The sequence below is a fragment of the Streptomyces gottesmaniae genome (assembly GCF_031845845.1).
Taxonomy (GTDB): Bacteria; Actinomycetota; Actinomycetes; order Streptomycetales; family Streptomycetaceae; genus Streptomyces; species Streptomyces akebiae.
Genome location: NZ_JAVRFJ010000019.1, coordinates 1 through 15,795, shown reverse-complemented (window position 1 = coordinate 15,795; position 15,795 = coordinate 1). Strand labels below are relative to the sequence as shown.

13 protein-coding genes are annotated in these 15,795 nt (G+C 71.0%); 7 read left to right on the top strand and 6 right to left on the bottom strand.

The genetic code is table 11. The features are described 5' to 3' along the window. Nucleotides 1-137 precede the first annotated feature (137 nt). The 3 genes from RM704_RS21910 (at nucleotide 138) to RM704_RS21900 (ending at nucleotide 3,349) form a co-directional block, all read left to right on the top strand. Nucleotides 138-803, top strand: a complete 666-nt coding sequence (locus RM704_RS21910; RefSeq protein WP_033527410.1) for a thioredoxin-like domain-containing protein — start codon at nucleotides 138-140, stop codon at nucleotides 801-803. A gap of 27 nt (nucleotides 804-830) precedes the next feature. Next, entirely contained in the window at nucleotides 831-1,451 is a 621-nt protein-coding gene (locus RM704_RS21905) for a DUF305 domain-containing protein (protein ID WP_033527409.1), read from the top strand. Between the two features lie 119 nt (nucleotides 1,452-1,570). Beyond that, nucleotides 1,571-3,349, top strand: coding sequence for an NAD+ synthase (locus RM704_RS21900; RefSeq protein ID WP_033527408.1), 1,779 nt, complete (start codon nucleotides 1,571-1,573; stop codon nucleotides 3,347-3,349). Nucleotides 3,350-3,440: 91 nt separating this feature from the next. On the opposite strand, the gene RM704_RS21895 is transcribed toward RM704_RS21900, so the two are convergent. Continuing rightward, on the bottom strand, nucleotides 3,441-3,983 hold the full coding sequence (locus tag RM704_RS21895) for a GNAT family N-acetyltransferase (protein WP_033527509.1): 543 nt from the start codon (nucleotides 3,981-3,983) through the stop codon (nucleotides 3,441-3,443). A gap of 303 nt (nucleotides 3,984-4,286) precedes the next feature. Between RM704_RS21895 and RM704_RS21890 the strand changes: the two genes are divergently transcribed. Continuing rightward, nucleotides 4,287-4,682: a hypothetical protein gene (locus RM704_RS21890; RefSeq protein ID WP_033527407.1), complete on the top strand. Its 396-nt coding sequence runs from the start codon at nucleotides 4,287-4,289 to the stop codon at nucleotides 4,680-4,682. A gap of 146 nt (nucleotides 4,683-4,828) precedes the next feature. Here RM704_RS21890 and RM704_RS21885 read toward each other — a convergent pair whose 3' ends face one another. From RM704_RS21885 to RM704_RS21870, 4 genes are all read right to left on the bottom strand, one after another. Further along, a complete protein-coding gene (locus RM704_RS21885; protein ID WP_033527406.1) occupies nucleotides 4,829-6,058 on the bottom strand; it encodes an MFS transporter in 1,230 nt (409 codons plus the stop codon). A 190-nt stretch (nucleotides 6,059-6,248) separates the two neighbouring features. Then, entirely contained in the window at nucleotides 6,249-7,298 is a 1,050-nt protein-coding gene (locus RM704_RS21880) for an endonuclease/exonuclease/phosphatase family protein (protein WP_033527405.1), read from the bottom strand. Nucleotides 7,299-7,507: 209 nt separating this feature from the next. Further along, the gene (locus RM704_RS21875; protein ID WP_033527404.1) at nucleotides 7,508-8,140 is read right to left on the bottom strand and encodes a TetR/AcrR family transcriptional regulator; all 633 of its coding nucleotides are present in this window, start codon (nucleotides 8,138-8,140) and stop codon (nucleotides 7,508-7,510) included. Nucleotides 8,141-8,199: 59 nt separating this feature from the next. Then, complete coding sequence (locus RM704_RS21870; RefSeq protein ID WP_033527403.1) at nucleotides 8,200-9,777, bottom strand: MFS transporter; 1,578 nt, start codon at nucleotides 9,775-9,777, stop codon at nucleotides 8,200-8,202. A 190-nt stretch (nucleotides 9,778-9,967) separates the two neighbouring features. Between RM704_RS21870 and panB the strand changes: the two genes are divergently transcribed. The 3 genes from panB (at nucleotide 9,968) to RM704_RS21855 (ending at nucleotide 13,038) form a co-directional block, all read left to right on the top strand. Further along, nucleotides 9,968-10,834: a 3-methyl-2-oxobutanoate hydroxymethyltransferase gene (panB, locus tag RM704_RS21865; protein WP_033527402.1), complete on the top strand. Its 867-nt coding sequence runs from the start codon at nucleotides 9,968-9,970 to the stop codon at nucleotides 10,832-10,834. A gap of 363 nt (nucleotides 10,835-11,197) precedes the next feature. Next, complete coding sequence (locus tag RM704_RS21860) at nucleotides 11,198-12,223, top strand: ATP-binding cassette domain-containing protein (protein WP_033527401.1); 1,026 nt, start codon at nucleotides 11,198-11,200, stop codon at nucleotides 12,221-12,223. Next, complete coding sequence (locus RM704_RS21855) at nucleotides 12,220-13,038, top strand: ABC transporter permease (RefSeq protein ID WP_033527400.1); 819 nt, start codon at nucleotides 12,220-12,222, stop codon at nucleotides 13,036-13,038. Before RM704_RS21860 ends, RM704_RS21855 begins: the two co-directional genes overlap by 4 nt. Nucleotides 13,039-13,040: 2 nt before the next feature. On the opposite strand, the gene RM704_RS21850 is transcribed toward RM704_RS21855, so the two are convergent. Continuing rightward, on the bottom strand, nucleotides 13,041-15,795 hold a 2,755-nt coding region (locus tag RM704_RS21850; protein ID WP_438828940.1), incomplete at its 5' end, for an ATP-binding protein.

Here is a 15,795-nt window from a genome sequence, read left to right as displayed (position 1 = left end):
CCGAATCCCGGGCGGCATCCGTGGCCGACGGGCAGCATGGGAGGCGGGATCCCTCGTTTACGAGGGGGAGCGGATCAACTTACGATCAGTTGATCCGACCGTCCCATCCGAACCATCCCCCACTAAGGACACATCCCATGGCCGCCAAGACCAACAGCAGCGGGGACCGCAAGGCGCGCATCGAGGCGATGCGCCGTGCCGAGCGCTCCCGTGAGCGCCGGAACCGGATCCTCACGATCGGCGCCAGCGTGCTGATAGTCGCCGGCCTCGTCGTGGGCGGGACGGTCCTGATCCGCTCGCAGTCCGACGACAACGGCAGCGGCACCGCGGCCGGTGACTCCAAGTCGACCGGCAAGTGGGAGACCGGCTCGGACGGCGTGAAGACCTGGAGCACCAAGCTCGCCCAGAACCACGTCACCAAGACCGTGAAGTACCCGATGGAGCCCCCGGTGGGCGGCGACCACAACCCGGTCTGGCAGAACTGCGACGGTGACGTCTACGACAAGGCCATCAAGAACGAGAACGCCGTGCACTCGCTGGAGCACGGCGCGGTCTGGGTGACGTACAACAGCAAGGCCTCCGAGGCCGACGTCAAGGCGCTCGCGGAGAGGGTCGAGAAGACCCCGTACACGCTGATGAGCCCGGTCGACGACCAGAAGGACCCGATCATGCTCAGCGCCTGGGGCCACCAGCGCACGGTGACCGGCGCGAAGGACCCGAACCTCGACAAGTTCTTCGAGACCTACGTCCAGGGCGAGCAGACGCCCGAGCCGGGGGCCGCCTGCACCAACGGCATCTCCTAGGGCCGGCGGTCTGGGACAGTGGGAAGCATGAAGCACATCGGTTGGATCGCCTCCGGGGCCGCGGCGGCGCTCGTCGCGGCCGGGGCGATCACCTACGCGGTCGCCGACGGGGACGAGTCCGGGCTGAAGGCCCCCGCCGTCGACTCCGCCGACGCGGGGTTCGCCCGGGACATGGCCGTCCATCACCAGCAGGCCGTCGAGATGTCGTACATCGTGCGCGACCGGACGGAGGACGAGGAGGTCCGGCGGCTCGCGTACGACATCGCGCAGACGCAGGCCAACCAGCGCGGCATGATGATCGGCTGGCTCGATCTGTGGGGTCTGCCGAAGGTGTCGTCGGACGAGCCGATGGCCTGGATGGGCATGGGCGGCATGGCCTCCGGCGAGGACGGCGCGCTGATGCCCGGCATGGCCACCGACACCGAGATGGAGAAGCTGAACAAGCTCGACGGCAAGCAGGCCGAGATCTTCTTCCTCCAGCTGATGACCGACCATCACAAGGGCGGCGTCCACATGGCGCAGGGCTGTGTCTCCAAGTGCACGGTCGGCGTCGAGAAGAAGCTCGCCCAGGGCATGGTGAACGCCCAGGAGTCCGAGATCTCGTTGATGACGAAGATGCTCAAGGACCGGGGGGCCGCACCGCGGTAGCTCCCGCCCGGGACGGCGGGGGTGCGGGACGCGAGGGTGCGGGACGCGGGGCGGGGGCGGCGGCGAACGTGGGGCGCCCCACACCCCATAGCGTCGCTCTGACGATTACACTGGGCCGCGTGCCTCAACTTCGTCTCGCTTTGAATCAGATCGACTCGACCGTCGGCGATCTCGCCGGGAACGCCGAGGCGGTGGTCCGCTGGACCCGGCACTCGGCCGAGCAGGGAGCGCATCTGGTGGCGTTCCCGGAGATGGTGCTGACCGGGTACCCCGTCGAGGACCTGGCGCTGCGCCAGTCCTTCGTGGAGGCGTCCCGGGCCGCGCTGAAGGCGCTCGCCGCGCGGCTCGCCGACGAGGGCTTCGGGGAGCTGCCGGTGATCGTCGGCTACCTCGACCGTTCCGAGTCCGCCGCGCCGAAGTACGGCCAGCCGGCCGGGGCGCCGAGGAACGCGGGCGCGGTGCTGCACCGGGGCGAGGTGGCACTCACCTACGCCAAGCACCACCTCCCCAACTACGGCGTGTTCGACGAGTTCCGCTACTTCGTACCCGGCGACACCATGCCGATGCTGCGGCTGCACGGCGTCGACATCGCCCTGGCCATCTGCGAGGACCTCTGGCAGGACGGCGGCCGCGTCCCGGCCGCCCGGTCCGCCGGAGCCGGGCTGCTGCTCTCCATCAACGCCTCACCGTACGAGCGCGACAAGGACGACACCCGGCTCGAACTGGTGCGCAAGCGCGCCCAGGAGGCCGGCTGCACGACCGCTTACCTGGCGATGATCGGCGGCCAGGACGAACTGGTCTTCGACGGTGACTCGATCGTCGTCGACCGGCACGGCGAAGTGGTCGCGCGGGCGCCGCAGTTCGCGGAGGGGTGCGTGGTCCTGGATCTGGACCTCCCGGCGGCCGCCGCCGAGCCGGTCACCGCCCGCGGCGAAGCCGCTGATGGTCAGCGTGTGGACGACGGGCTGCGCATCGACCGGCTCGTCCTGTCCGAGGAGCCGCTGCCCGCGTACGAGCCGGAGCTGGCCGGCGGGTACGCGGAGCGCCTCGACGACGACGAGGAGGTGTACTCGGCGCTGGTGGTGGGGCTGCGGGCGTACGCGGCGAAGAACGGCTTCTCGTCCGTACTGATCGGGCTCTCCGGCGGTATCGACTCGGCCCTCGTCGCGGCGATCGCGTGCGACGCGCTGGGGGCGCAGAACGTGTACGGCGTGTCCATGCCGTCGAAGTACTCCTCGGACCACTCCAAGGACGACGCGGCGGAGCTGGCCCGGCGGACGGGTCTGAACTTCCGCACGATCCCGATCGCGCCGATGTTCGACGCGTACATGTCGTCGACCGAGCTGACGGGTCTGGCCGAGGAGAACCTCCAGTCGCGCCTGCGCGGCACGCTGCTGATGGCGATCTCCAACCAGGAGGGCCACATCGTCCTCGCGCCCGGCAACAAGTCGGAGCTGGCGGTGGGTTACTCGACGCTCTACGGCGACTCGGTGGGCGCGTACGGCCCCATCAAGGACGTGTACAAGACGTCGATCTTCCGGCTCGCCGAGTGGCGCAACCGGGCGGCGGCGGAGCGGGGCCAGACCCCGCCGATCCCGGAGAACTCCATCACCAAGCCCCCGAGCGCGGAACTCCGCCCCGGCCAGGTCGACACGGACTCCCTGCCGGACTACCCGGTCCTGGACGCGATCCTCGCGCTGTACGTCGACCGCGACCAGGGCGCCGACGCGATCGTCGCCGCCGGCTTCGACCGGGAGCTGGTCACCAGGACCCTGCGCATGGTCGACACCGCCGAGTACAAGCGCCGTCAGTACCCCCCGGGCACGAAGATCTCCCCGAAGGGCTTCGGCAAGGACCGCCGGCTGCCGATCACGAACCGGTGGCGCGAGCAGGCGTAGGTGCCGGGTCGAGGCCCGAGGGCGGGTCCCTCGGGCCTCCGGGCCCCTCATACCTCCGGATACCTCCGGGCCCCTCAGGCCTCCGGGCCCCTCAGGCCTCCGGGTCGCGCAGACCGACGCAGTCGAAGGCCCAGAAGACCTCCGAGTAGACGAAAGTGCCTGTCATCCACGGTTCGTGAGCGGACAGACGGGCGACCTGGAACGCGGCCTCGGGTATGCGCAGCGACGGTGAACGGAAGCCCGCCGCGCCGGCGTTCTCGAAGCCGCGTGTGCCGTAGTAGTGGGGTGACCCTTCCAGGAAGACCAGCGGCACGCCCTGGCCCTCCGCCGCCGCGAGGGCGTGCGCGACGAGCCGGGCGCCGATGCCCTGACGCTGGAACTCCGGGAGCACGCCCAGCGGCGACAGGGTCAGGACGTCCACGATCCGGCGCGGGGCGTCCAGGCGTGCCGCGCTCAGCAGAACGTGTCCGACGACCCGGTCGTCCACGGTGGCGACGAAGGAGAGCGGTGCCGTCGCGGCCTTCGCGACGCGCAATGCCTCCACGAGCCCGGGAATCCGCTCACCGTCGCCGAAGGCGCGCGTGTGGACCCCGCGCACCGCTCGGTGGTCGTCGGGGGTCTCCCGCCTGATCACCGGCCCCCCGCCGCTCGGAGCGAGCCGCGGCCGGCCGGACGTGTCCTGTGCTGTCATGACCGTGAGGGTAGGGCCGGGAGCGGATCCCGGGCGAGGCGATTTCACAATCACCGCCCGAGATTACCGCCCGGTAAAACTCGCGAGTACTCGACCATTCACTGTTCATTCACATGCATTCAAAGATCTTTACACTTCAAGCAACGCCTTTGTGACGGTCACTCACTTTCGATATGGGAAGATGCGATTGCCACCCCCCACATGGGCGGCAATTGTTTATCGGAACAACCGCAAAGGACCGCCTCAATGCGAGTCGAAAAGCCCGCACGCAAGACCGCTGTCATACGCTCCGCCGCCGCCCTCTGCCTGGCGGCGGTCGTGGCCGGCGCCGCCGCGGCACCCGCCCTGGCCGACGCGCCCGGCCACCCTGGGAGGCACTACCTGCAGGTGAACGTCCCGTCGGACGTCGGCACCATCGGTGTCGTCGGTGGTGGCGTGCAGCAGTGCTTCACGGTCACACCGGGCACCTGGAACGACACCCGGGCGCTCGTCAACAACGGCGCCAGGGTCGAGGTCTGGGGTTACACCACGAACAACTGCGCCGACCGCACCACGGCGAACCAGAAGTACTACGACAGGGCCAACGTCCCCTCGGATTCGCTCACCAATTTCTGGTTCACGCTGAAGAACCTGCGCGCCTGAACAACTGCCGATGGCGCAAATCCGCCCCCGGCCGCATTCCGGCCGGGGGCGGTCGCCTTACAGAACGATCCTTGCTCGCGTGAAAAATGGCTGGTTCCTTCTTCAGGAGCGCGCGTCGGTCCTCGGTGTGTCGGTCCCGTACCGCCTCAGACCCCCACCGTCTCCGACTCCCCCGGCACATGGGACGCCACCACGCGGCCGCGCCCGGGGACGGGAGTGGTCACTCGGCTCCTGCGGGTGTCGACGGTGTAGGCCGCCGCCGCGACCGCCAGTCCGATCAGCGCGAGGGCCGCGCCCGCGGTCGCCGGGGCCGTCGTGCCGAGGCCGGCGGTCAGGGCGAGTCCGCCGATCCAGGCGCCGCCGGCGTTGGCGAGGTTGAAGGCGGCCTGGTTGGCGGAAGAGGCGAGGGAGGGGGCGGCGGCGGCCTTCTCCATGACCATCAGCTGGAGGGGCGAGCCGGTGGCGAAGGCGGCGACGCCGAGGAGGAGGACGGCCAGGGCGGCGCTCCACTGCGCGGCCATGAGGACCGGGAAGAGGGCCAGCACGAGGATCAGGGACACCAGGCCACCGAAGAGGGTGCCCCGGAGGGAGTGGTCGGCAAGGCGTCCGCCGGCCAGGTTGCCGATGGTCGCGCCGACGCCGAACAGCGCGAGCAGCATGGTCACGCTGGTCTCGGCGTACCCGGCGGAGTCCGTGAGCATCGGCGTGATGTAGCTGTAGGCGGAGAAGAGGGCACCGAAGCCGGCGACGGTCGTGCCGAGGGCGAGCCACACGGGCAGGGAGCGCAGGGCGCCCAGTTCGCCGCGCAGGCCGGAGGAGTGGTTCTCCGCCCGGTCGTCCCGCAGCAGGAGGGCCAGGGAGGCGATGGCGGCCAGGCCGATCGCGCTGACGCCGAGGAAGGTGATCCGCCAGCCGAAGTGCTGGCCCACGAGGGTCGCGGCCGGGACACCGGCGACATTGGCGATCGTCAGGCCGAGGAACATCAGCGAGACCGAGCGGGCCTTGCGCTCCGGCGCCACGAGGCCGGTCGCGACGACCGCGCCGACGCCGAAGAAGGCACCGTGCGGCAGACCGCTGAGGAAGCGGGCGGCGAGCAGCCAGTGCTCGTCGGGGGCGAGCGCGGAGAGCGCGTTGCCGGCGACGAAGAGGAGCATCAGCCCGATCAGCACCTTGCGGCGGGGCATCCGGGCGGTGGCCGCGGCGAGCAGCGGGGCGCCGATGACGACGCCGAGCGCGTACGCCGAGACGAGATGGCCGGCGGCGGGGATCGAGATGCCGAGGTCGGCGGCGACCTCGGGGAGGAGGCCCATGATGACGAACTCGGTCGTGCCGATTCCGAAGGCGCCTACGGCGAGAGCGAGCAGGGCCAAAGGCATGGCGGAGAGACCTTTCAAAGGGTGCAGGAGGGCAGAGGGAAGGAAAGGAAGGAATCGGTTCCGTTCCATCGTATGTTCCCTAGCGGAACAAACCCGAACCGGGGGTTTGTTCCCGCGACCCGCTCACCCGCCCCACCTGCGTCGTCAGCCCGCCGTCAGCCCTCGGACGTGTCGATCGTCACCCGCACCGTCAGCCGCTCGACGTCTCCGTCGTCACCCGCGCCGCCACCGGCAGATGGTCGCTGCCGGTCTCCGGCAGGGTCCAGGACGCCTTGGGTTCCATGCCGCGGACCATGATCTGGTCGATGCGGGCCATCGGGAACGACGCCGGCCAGCTGAAGCCGAAGCCGTTGCCCGCGGCGCCCTGGGTGGAGCGCATCTGGGCGGTGACGGCGTTCAAAGCGCGGTCATTCATGGTGCCGTTGAGGTCACCGAGGAGGACGACCTGCTGGATCGGCTCGTCCGCGATGGCCTCACCGAGGGCGTCGGCGCTCTTGTCGCGCTGGCGGGCGGTGAACCCGGCCTCCAGCTTCACCCGCACCGAGGGGAGATGGGCGACGTAGACGGCGACGGGCCCGTCCGGCGCCGCCACCGTGGAACGCATCGCGCGCTCCCAGCCGAGCTTGATGTCGACGGCCTTGGTGTCGCTCATCCGGTACTTGCTCCACAGCCCGACCGTGCCGACGACCTCGTGGTACGGGTACGTCGCCGCCAGCGCCTTCTCGTACACCGGCACCGCGTTCTCGGTGAGTTCCTCCAGGGCCACCACGTCCGCGCCGGAGGCGGCGACCTCGCGGGCCGTGCCGGACGGGTCGGCGTTGTCCGCGTTGACGTTGTGGGTGACGACGGCGAGGTCGCCGCCGCCGCCGGTCTTGCTGGTGACCAGTCCGCCGAAGATGTTCAGCCAGACGACCGTGGGCACCAGGAGCGCGATCAGCGCGGTCGCCGACCTGCGGACCAGCGCGAGGATCAGCAGCAACGGGATCGCGACGCCGAACCACGGCAGGAACGTCTCGGTCAGACTGCCCAGGTTTCCGACCGCGTTGGGGACCTGGGCGTGCAGCACCATCACCAGGGCGACGAGAACCGCGAGGACCGCGAGGACGATGCCGCGCCGCCAGATCCCCCGGTCCCCTCTCCAGCCGCCGAAGAGGCGGCCGAACAGGCGCCGGAACCGGGATTGTTCGCGGCCCTGCCCCGTGCCGCCGCCGCCCGTCTCCGTCATGTACGCCTGCGCCATACCGTCGCCTCACTGCCTGCCGTGCACTTCTTCCCCCCGCGCTCTCAAAACCCTAGGGGATGATCGCCGTCGTTCCCGCCGTCACCGGGCGGTCGTACGGGCAGGAGGACGCACAACTTGCTGTTCGGAGTTCCGAACCGGCGGACAGGTCCCGACGTCTGTAACGAAACGCGCACATCACTGTGACTCACTTCGCAGACCGTCAGCGGTCAGTCGGGCGGGCGAAGCCCTTCGAGCACCGCGTCGACGATGTTCTCGGCGAGATCCTCGGGGAGCGGGGCCTCCGGACGCATGACGGTGCGGACCAGCATCGGACCGAAGACCAGGTCGCCGACGAGGTCGATGTCCACGTCCGGGCGGAGTTCGCCGTTGTCCCGGCCCCGGCGCAGGACGTCGGCGAGGGCCCGGCGGCGGGGGGCGACGACGTCCGCGTGGTAGGCCTCCCAGATCTTGGGGCTGCTCTTCATCTGGGCGATGACGTTGTGCAGGATCGCCGAGGGCCGGTTGAGCAGCCCGCGTCGGCGGGCCGCCTCCAGGAAGACGACCAGGTCGTCGCGCATCGAGGTGCCGGGCAGTACCGGGTCCGGGGGTTCGGCGGCGCGCAGTACGTCGACGAAGAGGGCCTCCTTGCCGCTCCAGCGGCGGTAGATGGTCGCCTTGCCGACACCGGCGGTGCGGGCCACCCGCTCGATCGACAACTCGGCGAGCGGCACCCCCTCTTCGAGGAGCCTCATGACGCCCTCGATGATGGACCGCTCCACGGCCTCGCTGCGGGGCCGCCCGCGTCCGGGACCGCCGTCCCGGACCCGCCCGTCTCCGGCGTGGCTCTCGGCGAGGCTCAAGGTCGACTCCGTCTCTCGTGTGCCGGCCCGGCTCTCATCTGGGCCGGCCCGATTCTCCGTCAGTGCTCGGCGACCACCAACTCGGCCTCCTCCTCGCCCTCTTGGCCGCCCTTCTGCCGTCCCGGCAGGAACACCGCCATGGCCACGGCGCCGAGGAGGGCGATACCGGCTCCGCACAGGGCCGTCACGTGCATGGCGTGCAGGAAGGCGTCGTGGGCCGGGGCGACCAGGGCCTCGCCCCGCTCGCCGAGCCGGGCGGCGAGTGCCAGGGTGGCCTCGACGGACTCGGCGGCGGCGTGCGGGGCGCCGGCGGGCAGCTCGCCCTCGATGCCGTTGCGGTAGGCGGCGGAGAGCACCGAGCCGAGGACGGCGATACCGAGGGCGCCGCCGACCTGCCGGAAGGTGTTGCTGAGCGCGGACGCGGAGCCGGCCTTCTCGCGGGGCAGCGCCTGCATGACCACGACGCTCAACGGGGTCATCACATGGGCCATGCCGACACCCATGAGGAAGAAGACGACTTCGAGGATCCAGATCGGGGTGTCCGCGTCCAGCACGGCGAACGCGGCCAGCGTCGCGGCGATCAGCGTCATGCCCGCCGTGCACACCGCGCTGTTGCCGAACCGGTCGACGAGGAGGCGGGCGCGGGGCGCGAAGACGAGCTGCGCGACGGCCAGCGGGAGCATGAGCAGGCCGGTCTGGAGCGGGGAGTAGCCGCGTACGGTCTGGGTGTAGAAGACGGAGAAGAAGGTCACGCCCATCAGCGCGAAGAAGACCAGGCCGATGACGCCGATGGCGGTCGAGAACACCTTGTTCCTGAAGAACGACATGTCGATGGAGGGGTGGTCGCTGCGCTTCTCGAACACCACGAAGGCGGCGAGGACCGCGAGGCCGGCTCCGGTGGGCGCGAGGACCGTGGCGTCGGTGAAGTCGGCGAGCTGGCCGCCGCGGATGATGCCGTAGACGAGCAGGACGAGGCCGACCACGGAGAGCAGTACGCCGATCGGGTCGACACGGCCGGGGTGCGGGTCGCGCGAGTCGGGGACCAGCCAGAGCATCAGTCCGAGGGCGAGGACGACGATCGGCACGTTGATCAGGAAGACCGAGCCCCACCAGAAGTGGTCCAGGAGGACGCCGCCGGTGATCGGGCCGATGGCGATGGCCAGGCCCACGCCGCCCGCCCAGATGCCGATGGCCTTCGGCTGCTCGTCACGTTCGAAGACGTTCATCAGGACGGCGAGGGTGGCGGGCATCACGAAGGCGGCGCCGAGGCCCATGACCGCGCGGAAGGCGATCAGCTCGGCCGGGGAGCCCGACAGGGCGGCCAGCGCGGAGCCGATGCCGAAGACGACCAGTCCGCCGAGCAGGACCTTCTTGCGGCCGAGCCGGTCGCCGAGGAGACCGGCGGAGAACAGCAGCCCCGCGAAGACCAGGGTGTAGGCGTTGATCGCCCACTCCAGCTCGCTCTGGGTGGCGCCGAGCCCGGTGGGCTCCGGGGTGGAGATCGTCTTGATGGCGACGTTGAGGATCGAGTTGTCGAGCACCACGATCAGCAGGCTCAGCATCAGCACGCCGAGGATCACCCAGCGGCGCCGGTGCACCGCCGCCGGTACGCGGGAGTCAGGGACTGCGGTAGTCATGTCGTCGACCCTAGACCTATTTCGATACGGGACCGTCTCGTATCGAAATTCTTTTACCCGGCTCTTACGCGCCGTATGCCTGAACGGTCACATGTACCCGCCCTAGCCGTCCCCTGCCCTAGGTGCCACCATGGAAGTGGTCCGGGGACACCGTCAGGGTGCCTCGAGATGACATGAAGGAGCTGGAGCCATGACGCAGCTTTCGGCTGCCCAGACGAAGCCCTCCGACGGCAGCAAGGCGCTGTACGGGGGCAAGGGCACACGCCGTATCACCGTCCGGGACATCGCCCTCGCCAAGGAACGCGGCGAGAAGTGGCCCATGCTCACCGCGTACGACGCGATGACCGCGTCCGTCTTCGACGAGGCCGGCATCCCGGTCATGCTGGTCGGCGACTCCGCGGGCAACTGCCACCTCGGCTACGAGTCGACCGTGCCCGTCACCCTCGACGAGATGACCATGCTCTCCGCGGCGGTCGTACGGGGCACCAGCCGCGCCCTGATCGTCGGCGACCTGCCCTTCGGCTCCTACCAGGAGGGCCCGGTGCAGGCGCTGCGCTCGGCGACCCGGCTGGTCAAGGAGGCCGGGGTCGGCGCGGTCAAGCTGGAGGGCGGCGAGCGGTCGCACCGCCAGATCGAGCTGCTGGTCGAGTCCGGCATCCCCGTCATGGCCCACATCGGCCTCACGCCGCAGTCCGTCAACGCGATGGGCTACCGCGTGCAGGGGCGCGGGGAGGAGGCCGCGCAGCAGTTGCTGCGCGACGCCAAGGCCGTCCAGGACGCGGGCGCGTTCGCGGTCGTCCTGGAGCTGGTTCCGGCGGAGCTGGCGGCGGAGGTCACCCGGGTGCTGCACATTCCGACGGTCGGCATCGGGGCCGGGGCCGAGACCGACGCGCAGGTGCTCGTGTGGACCGACATGCTCGGGCTGACGGGCGGGCGGGTGCCGAAGTTCGTCAAGAAGTACGCAGATCTTCGTACGATCATGGGTGACGCGGCGAAGGCGTTCGCCGAGGACGTCGTGGGCGGAACGTTCCCGCTGGAGGAGCACTCCGTCCACTAGGACGGAGGGCGCCGCATCGAGCCATTGCGGTACCACCCACCCGCAGCCCGCCGATCTTCCCCCGTCGGCGGGCTGCGGTGTGTTCGGGGGCGTGGGGTTGGGTTGGGGGCGCGGGAGGGGGTGGGGGGTCACGGGTTCGTCGGCGGGCGCGGGTCCGGTGGGGGTTCTCGCGCAGTTCCCCGCGCCCCTGAAAAGCAGGGGCTGCGCCCCGTGCTTTTCGGGCCCGTAGTCCCGTGCCTCTCCGGCCCGTAGCCCCGTCGCCGTGAGCTCGACAGTGCCCGTCTTTTACGCGTGTCGGTGAGCCGTCGGGCCTGTCGGTGGGTTGTCGGTGGGTTGTCGGTGAGGGCTGGGACCTTCGTCCTCATGACACGAATCGACAAGAACGCCAGCGGCGCGAAGGGCGCTGTCGCCGTGCGGGGGCTGGTCAAGCACTACGGGGAGACCAGGGCGCTGGACGGTGTCGACCTCGACGTGCGGGAGGGCACGGTGATGGGCGTGCTCGGCCCCAACGGGGCGGGCAAGACCACGCTCGTGCGGTGCCTGTCCACGCTGATCACACCGGACGCGGGGCAGGCGACCGTGGCCGGGTACGACGTCGTACGGCAGCCCCGCCAGCTGCGCCGGGTGATCGGCCTGACCGGGCAGTACGCGTCCGTGGACGAGAAGCTGTCCGGCTTCGAGAACCTGTACATGATCGGACGGCTGCTCGACCTGCCCCGGAAGGAGGCGAAGAGCCGCGCGACCGGTCTGCTGGAGCGGTTCTCGCTCACGGAGGCCGCCGGGCGCCCGGCGGGGACGTACTCCGGCGGTATGCGGCGGCGGCTCGACCTGGCCGCGTCCATGATCGGCAGCCCGGCCGTGCTGTACCTGGACGAGCCGACGACCGGTCTGGACCCGCACACCCGCAACGAGGTGTGGGCCGAGGTGAAGCGGATGGTCGGCGACGGCGTGACCGTGTTGCTGACCACGCAGTACATGGAGGAGGCCGAGCAACTGGCCTCGGAGCTGACCGTGATCGACCAGGGGAAGGTGATCGCGGGAGGCCGGATCGAGGAACTGAAGGCACAGGTCGGCGGGCGTACGCTCCGGGTCCGGACGGCCGATCCGGTGCAACTGCGCCCGCTGGCCGCGAATCTGGACGACCTGGGGATCACCGGGCTCGCCACCACCACCGTGGACACCGAGACCGGCACCCTCCTCGTGCCGATCCTCAGCGACGAGCAGCTGACCGCCGTCGTCGGGGCGATCACCGCGCGCGGCGTCACCATCGCCTCGATCAGCACCGAACTGCCCAGCCTGGACGAGGTGTTCCTGTCCCTCACCGGCCACAAGACCAGTGCGGCGCAGGACGCCGTCCCGTCCCCCGCGTACGAAGAGGTATCCGTATGAGTGCCGCCACCCTGCCCACCACCGGCGAGGCCGACGGCCGGATCGGGCCGCGGGCCCACGCCCGGCACACCGGCGCGCTCATTCGGCGCAATCTGCTGTGGATCCGGCAGAACCCCGAGTCGATGTTCGACGCGGTTCTGATGCCGATCGTCTTCACCCTGCTCTTCGTGTACGTCTTCGGCGGCTCCATCGGGCAGGCGCTGGGCGGCGGCCAGGAGCAGTACGTGCAGTACGTGGTGCCGGGCCTGATGGCGATGACGGGCATGAACATGGCCATGGGGGTCGGCACCGGGTTCAACGAGGATTTCCAGAAAGGCATCATGGACCGTTTCCGGTCCCTGCCGATCGGCCGTTCCTCGGTGCTGCTCGCGAAGATCTCCGTCGAGCTGCTGCGTAATCTGGTCGCCACGACGATCCTGCTGACCGTCGGTGTCCTCGTCGGCTTCGACGTCACCAGCTGGCCGGGGCTGTTCGCGGCGGTGGGCCTGTCCGTCGTCTTCGGCTCGTCCCTGATGTGGATCTTCCTGGTGCTGGGCGTGACGCTGAACAGCGCGCAGTCCGTGCAGGGCGTCGGCTTCCTGGTCCTGTTCCCGTTGCAGTTCGGCTCGTCGATCTTCGCGCCGACGCAGTCCATGCCGGGCTGGCTGCAGGCGTTCACCGACTACAACCCGCTGTCGTCCCTCGCGGACGCGGCACGCGGGCTGATGACGGGCGGGCCCGTCGCCCATGACCTGCTGGTCACCGTCGGCTGGTCGGTGGCGCTGACGGCGGTCATGGCGCCCATCGCGATCCACAAGTTCAAGACCAAGAACTGAACTCAGACGAGGGCGGCGGCCTCCGCGAGGGAGAGGGCGCCGCCCTCGGCGTACGCCCTCTCGTGGGCCGCGTCGTCCAGCAGCGCCCGGACCTCGCGCTCGGCCTGCGCGCGGGCCTCGACCTCCCACGGGCTGGAGAAGTGGCCCGGCGGCAGATGCGCGTCGGCGGCGCCGAGGAGGCGGGCCGCGTCCAGGGCGCGGGCGCCGCCGTCGATCCCGGCGACGGACAGCGCGGCGGTGACGAAGTGGAGGGAGGGCATATGGGGCGTGACCACCAGGGACAGCTTGTCCAGGCTCCGCTCCAGGGCCTGACGGATCAGCCGTAGCGCCTCCTCGTGGCGTCCGTCCGCGCCCTCCAGCCAGCCCTCGACACCGAGGACGTACCCGGCGAAGAGCACGAAGTGGGCGGCCTCGAAGTCCTCGCGCAGCAGGACGAGTTGTCTGCGGGCCTCGGCCAGCCGTCCGGTGCGGCCGAGCCGCACGGCGAGGAAGAGGCGGGCCGCGGGCATCGCCTCCCGGGCGGCGTGCCGGCCGGCGTCCAGGACGTCGAACAGCATCTTCTCGCCCCGCTCGCCCTCGCCGCCCTCCACCAGCACACTGCCGAGCCGGACGCCGAGGATGCCCAACTGGGCGTTGGTGCCGAGCCGTTCGGCGTACTCGATGGCCCGCTCGTAATCCGCGGCCGCGGCCGCGAACTCACCCTGGCGCTCCCGGGCCTCACCGCGCGCCGAGAGTGCCTCGGCGGCGCCCCAGGCGTCCCCGAGCCGGTCGAAGATCTCCAGCGACTCGTCGGCGTCGACGGTGGCGTCGCCGGCCCAGTCGCTGCGGTTGGCGAGGATGTTGGCCCTCATCTGCAGGGTCTGCGCCAGCTCCCAGGTGTAGCCGAGTTCGCGGCAGGTGCGGATGTTGGCGTCCAGGATGGCGCGCAGCCGGTCCATGTCGCCGGTCAGCAGGACGGCGTAGAACCACATGAAGCCGGGGAAGCGGCAGGTCTGCGGCTGGCCCGGCCGGTAGGTCCCGCTGATGACCCGCAGCCGCTCCTGGCCCTCGGGCGTCTCCCAGGCGGGCAGATCCATGTCCATGCAGGCCAGATGGACGAGGTGCGCGCCGCGCCGGGCCTCGTCGAGGACGTCCGGGCTCATCGGCGGCGGACTGTCGACGGCACGTCCGCGCAGGTCCGGCACGGGGCGCGCGGGGGCGGTGAAGGGGTCCGGGCCGAGGTCCTTGACCTGGGCGGACCAGTGCCGGGCCTCGGTCTTCAGGTCGCGCATCTGCCAGTACCAGCACAGCGCCAGGGTCAGACAGAGTGCCTCCTGCTCGTCCCGCTCGGCGACGGCGCGTCTGAGCGCGGTGCGGATGTTCTCGTACTCCAGCTCCAGCAGCTCGATCGCGGCGCGCTGGCCGGATCCGCGCAGCAACGGGTCGGTGGCGCGGGCGAGTTCGCGGTAGTACGTGAGGTGCGCGCGTTCGGCGGCGGGGCGGGTGCCCGTCTCGTCGAGCCGCTCGCCGGCGTACTCGACGACGGTCTCCAGGAGGCGGTAGCGCATCTCGGTGCCCGCGCCCGCCGAAGGAGCCGCCACGACGAGGGACTTGTCGACGAGGGAGCCGAGCGCCTCCAGCGCGGCGGGACCGCAGACGGCCTCGGCGGCGGCCAGGTCGCAGCCGCCGGCGAACACCGACAGCCGTCGCAGGACGTCCCGTTCGTCCTCGTCGAGGAGTTCCCAGGACCAGTCGACGACGGCGCGCAGGGTCTGCTGCCGGGGCAGCACGGTGCGGCTGCCTGAGGTGAGCAGCCGGAAGCGGTCGTCGAGACGGTCGGCGATCTGGCGGGGCGTCAGCATCCGCAGCCGGGCCGCCGCCAGCTCGATCGCGAGCGGCAGTCCGTCGAGGCGGCGGCAGATCTCGGCGGCGGCCTCCGGGTCGGCGTCGACGGTGAACCCGGGCCGGGCGGCCGCTCCCCGGTCGGCGAGCAGGCGCAGCGCGTGGGGTTCGGCCAGCGGTTCCACCGGGCGCAGCAACTCCCCCGGTACGCCGAGGGGTTCGCGGCTGGTGGCCAGGACGGTCAGCCCCGGGCACCGGCGCAGGAGGTGGTCCACGAGGTGGGCGGCGGCGTCCACGACGTGTTCGCAGTTGTCGAGGATCAGCAGCATGTGGCGGCCGGCGCAGTGCTCGGCGAGGCGGACCACGGGGTCGTCGGGGCGGTCCGCCGCGACGCGCATCTCCTCGGCGCCGGCGCCCCTGAGGACGGTCTCGCGGGCGCCGAGGGCGGTGAGGACGGCCTCCGGGACGTTCTCGGGGTCGTCCACGGGGGCGAGTTCGGCGAGCCAGACGCCGTCCGGCATGGCTTCGGCCACCGCGTCGCCGGCTTCTTGGGAGAGGCGGGTCTTTCCCGCGCCGCCGGGGCCGAGGAGGGTCACGAGGCGGGTGGTGGTGAGGTCGTCGCGGATCGTGTCTATGTCGGTGTCTCGGCCGACGAAGGAGGTGCGGCGGGCGCGGAGGTTGCCCGGGGGGCGGGGGGGGGGGGGGTGCCGGTGAGGTTTCTCGACCCCGCCGCCCCTTCCCGTCCCTTCCTCAAGGGGCTGCGCCCCGTCGGCCCCCGGTGCGGGGCCGGTGGGGGCTGGTCGCGCAGTTCCCCGCGCCCCTGAAAGGCGGGGGCGGCGCCCCTCGCCGTTCCGGGGGGCCGGGGCGCTAGGGCTCCCCCGTCCCCCCCCGACCGTGAGCCCCCCTGGGCCCGAGCGCCCCGGCGCCGACGCCGGC